The 3376-nt window shown below is 40.3% G+C and carries 6 protein-coding genes; all 6 read right to left on the reverse strand.

Annotated elements, in window-relative coordinates; genetic code table 11:
* Window positions 1-74: 74 nt before the first annotated feature.
* The 6 genes from R7Q38_RS22675 to R7Q38_RS22700 all read right to left on the reverse strand — a co-directional run bounded on the left by R7Q38_RS22675 (window position 75) and on the right by R7Q38_RS22700 (window position 3282).
* Window positions 75-353: a hypothetical protein gene (locus R7Q38_RS22675; RefSeq protein WP_033007115.1), complete on the reverse strand. Its 279-nt coding sequence runs from the start codon at window positions 351-353 to the stop codon at window positions 75-77.
* 198 nt (window positions 354-551) lie between these two features.
* Window positions 552-1070 (reverse strand): GNAT family N-acetyltransferase, encoded by a 519-nt coding sequence (locus tag R7Q38_RS22680; RefSeq protein WP_239939332.1) that lies wholly within the window; start codon window positions 1068-1070, stop codon window positions 552-554.
* Between the two features lie 109 nt (window positions 1071-1179).
* On the reverse strand, window positions 1180-1818 hold the full coding sequence (locus R7Q38_RS22685; RefSeq protein WP_038899634.1) for a hypothetical protein: 639 nt from the start codon (window positions 1816-1818) through the stop codon (window positions 1180-1182).
* 145 nt (window positions 1819-1963) lie between these two features.
* Window positions 1964-2242: a hypothetical protein gene (locus R7Q38_RS22690; RefSeq protein ID WP_213894485.1), complete on the reverse strand. Its 279-nt coding sequence runs from the start codon at window positions 2240-2242 to the stop codon at window positions 1964-1966.
* A 234-nt stretch (window positions 2243-2476) separates the two neighbouring features.
* Window positions 2477-2698 (reverse strand): hypothetical protein, encoded by a 222-nt coding sequence (locus R7Q38_RS22695; RefSeq protein WP_239938616.1) that lies wholly within the window; start codon window positions 2696-2698, stop codon window positions 2477-2479.
* 233 nt (window positions 2699-2931) lie between these two features.
* Complete coding sequence (locus R7Q38_RS22700) at window positions 2932-3282, reverse strand: hypothetical protein (RefSeq protein ID WP_171345278.1); 351 nt, start codon at window positions 3280-3282, stop codon at window positions 2932-2934.
* Window positions 3283-3376 lie beyond the last annotated feature (94 nt).

Below are 3376 nucleotides of genomic sequence, written 5' to 3' on the forward strand. Positions count from 1 at the left end.
GCATACCACCTTAAACACTAAAACCAACGCATAGTGAAAATGCCACGCGTTGCGAATCCCTCTTGAACAGTTTGTTAGGCGACATTTCTACGTTTAACTTCTTTCTCATACGAAGATTCGTTGTATAGCCAAATAGCCCAAAATGCGAAAAACATCCCGATCGTGTAAATGGAGTAATTAAGAGCATTATCCGATAAGAAAATCGTAATGCTTGCCGCATCAGAAGATGGATAAAGGAAAATAACATTAAAAATTATGTACAAAATGGCTGTGACGAAAGTGGTTCTGAAAAGCCAATTTAAACATCCTTTCTTTCGAGATTTTTGCCAATTATCAAATGCTTTACCATTCATTAATCCACTCCTTTTCTATTAACTGAAGCTAGATTCACGCCAAGATACTATCACTACTCTATCGTTGATCTCATGTCGCCTAACGCCGCGTTAAGTAGTGAGCGACGCCTACACCTAACCTAAATCATTACACCGTAAACACAAAACTCAATTTGAACCCAAAATGCCACGCGTTGCGAATCTGCCTTAAACGCTTTGTTATGTAACAATATTTTCGATGCTATAAATACGATCAGCATACAGTTTACCGCCAATTTTATAGGCATTTGGCGCTACTGTTTTGAGAGAAAAGCCACTTTTAATGAGCACCTTCTCTGAACCAACGTTACCTTCTGTAACTACTGCACTAAATGCCGTAATAGTTTGTTCATTAGAAGCCCAATTGATTAATGCTTTCAATGATTCTGTACCAAACCCGAGACCATGATATTGAGGGAGAATTAAATACCCAACGTCTGCCACCCCATCGATAAGATGAAAACCAGTGACACCAATTTTTTCACCAGTTTCCAGTACAGTCATTGTAAGGCATAGCCAATTTTCTGAAGTTTTAGACCACTGAGGAAGCCTTGATTCAAATTTTTCTTTTATCTCTGAAGGAGGTGGCTCATCGAAACATAAGCTAATAACAGCAGGATCACGATGTAAAGACTCAAATAATTCCCAATCTTTGTCCGTAATTTGAGTCATTTTCAGTCTAGCTGTAAGTATTTCCATGCTCGATCTTTCCTTGTTACATAACGCCGCATTAAGGTGTGAGCGGCGCTTGGCTACACTTGAGCGAAGCGAAACTGCCAAGCGTTGCGAATCACTCTTAAATGCTTTGTTATGTGTATGTTGCATAAATCTCAGAGCACAGGGCATCAGCCCACATAAAACATTTGCTACCACTCTCTAAGCCTTCAGATTCAGCAATATCTCGACCCATATTTGTAAGCTGAATTAAACTAGGCTCAAGGGAAAGGTATAAGTCTCGCCAGATTTGATATTCCATTTTGGATGGTCGTGACTTATTTGGCTCAGGCTCTTTATAAAGAGCTAATTCTTCATTAGCTAAAGATATATTCCCTTTGTGCTTGATGATTAGATGAGTATAAATTGTCCTCACATTCCCAACCCAAAAATCATTTGGGTTAAGCATCATTGCGATCTCAGAGCCAACACTGATACGCAGATATGGCAGGTTTGAGTCATAGATCGTTTTCGGGACGTGATTCACGTCTTGTGCTGATTTCAGTTTGCTCGCTAATTGAAAAACAGAGGAGGCGGGACTGGCGCTTAATACTTTAGGACCAAGAAAATGCTCAGATGCACTGTAATTACCTTCAGGTAGTTCTATTCCTAAAGCTAACTGACAGTAATCGTCTACTTTTTCGTTTGCAAAATATCTTGTTAATAATTTATGAGCATTTTCTCTCTTATTGTAGTGCTCAACTACATTTCGAATATTGATTCCTTCAAACAATTTTCTCTCCTTAGTCAATTAATACACATAACGCCCTGTTAAGGGGTGAGCAACGCAATACCTAAGCCACCGCATACCACCTTAATCACTTAAACCAACGCATAGTGAAAATGCCACGCGTTGCGAATCCCTCTTGAACAGTTTGTTAGGCGACATTTCTACGTTTAACTTCTTTCTCATACGAAGATTCGTTGTATAGCCAAATAGCCCAAAATGCGAAAAACATCCCGATCGTGTAAATGGAGTAATTAAGAGCATTATCCGATAAGAAAATCGTAATGCTTGCTGCATCAGAATATGGATAAAGGAAAATAACATTGAAAATCATGTACCAAATGGCTGTGACGAAAGTTGTTCTGAAAAGCCAATTTAAACATCCTTTCTTTCGCGATTTTTTCCAATCATCAAATGCTTTACCATTCATTAACCCACTCCTTTTCTGTTAACTGAAGCTAGATTCTCGCCAAGATACTATCACTACTCTATCGTTTATCTCATGTCGCCTAACGCCGCATTAAGGGGTGAACAACGCCACCACCTAAACTAAACCATTCTGCCGTAAACACTTAAGCCAATTCAAACCAAAACTGCCAAGCGTTGTGAATCCCTCTTGAATGCTTTGTTAGTTGCCAAACCTAACGCTTTGATTTGAAGTTAATTACCGATTTGCCAACACTTGCTTTACGTATGTTGGAAAGCTCAAATCAAGCGCAGTTTCAAAGCGTTTGTCACTGAAACCACTTGGAACACGCAACGCCGTAGAAAACGAACTGACAACACCAAAAAGACCTTTTGGAGAAACAATGCCACAAAGCTGACTTTCAACAAGTAAATCGGCTTCTGAAACGGCAAACCAAACTAGGAAAAGATCGAAGCTCAATTTCCGCGAACCAAGAGCCCGAAGTTCGAAGTGCAGAATCGGGCAAAGCACACAAATATTAGACCTAAACACTCTGTTTTAGCTGCGATTTCCTCGTTGGCAACTAACGCCTTGTTAAGGTGTGAGGCACGCAATACCTAAGCTTCCGCATACCACCTTAATCACCAAACCTAACGCATGGTAAAAATGCCACGCGTGCCGAATCACTCTTGAACAATTTGTTATGCTCGTACTCAAAGAAATTGGAGAATTAAGCAAGTGACAAACGCTGGAAGCCCTGCAATAAAGAAAACCAAACCTGCCTGGAAGTTCATTCTATGCTGCTCTCGTTGGTCTTCTTCGAAATCATGACCTTCTACCATTTTGTAAACTTTATCTGTTCTAGAATCATCCATATGCGCTGTTTTACTATATACGCCACCTTCCCACATAAGCTTTGCTAAAACCCAGTTCACGATAACAACGAAGAACAGAAAGTCGACTGGCTGAGTAGTAGCAAAGAAGGGGACAAACTGAGCCAAGAGAATAACAATCAATGCTGCAACAAGATTGATTAGCACCACTTTCTTCAGTAAATTGAGCAAAATTCCCTCCTAGAGCATAACGCCCTGCTAAGGGGTGAGCAACGCAATACCGAAGCCGCCGCAGACCACCTGAATCACTTAATTCAACGCATAG

Source organism: Vibrio sp. Vb0598 (genome assembly GCF_033338935.1).
GTDB lineage: Bacteria > Pseudomonadota > Gammaproteobacteria > Enterobacterales > Vibrionaceae > Vibrio > Vibrio alginolyticus.

Bases quoted from the DNA above. Each gene is read 5' to 3' on its own strand.
- R7Q38_RS22675 (WP_033007115.1), bottom strand. From the start codon at position 353: ATGAATGGTAAAGCATTTGATAATTGGCAAAAATCTCGAAAGAAAGGA.
- R7Q38_RS22680 (WP_239939332.1), bottom strand. From the start codon at position 1,070: ATGGAAATACTTACAGCTAGACTGAAAATGACTCAAATTACGGACAAA.
- R7Q38_RS22690 (WP_213894485.1), bottom strand. From the start codon at position 2,242: ATGAATGGTAAAGCATTTGATGATTGGAAAAAATCGCGAAAGAAAGGA.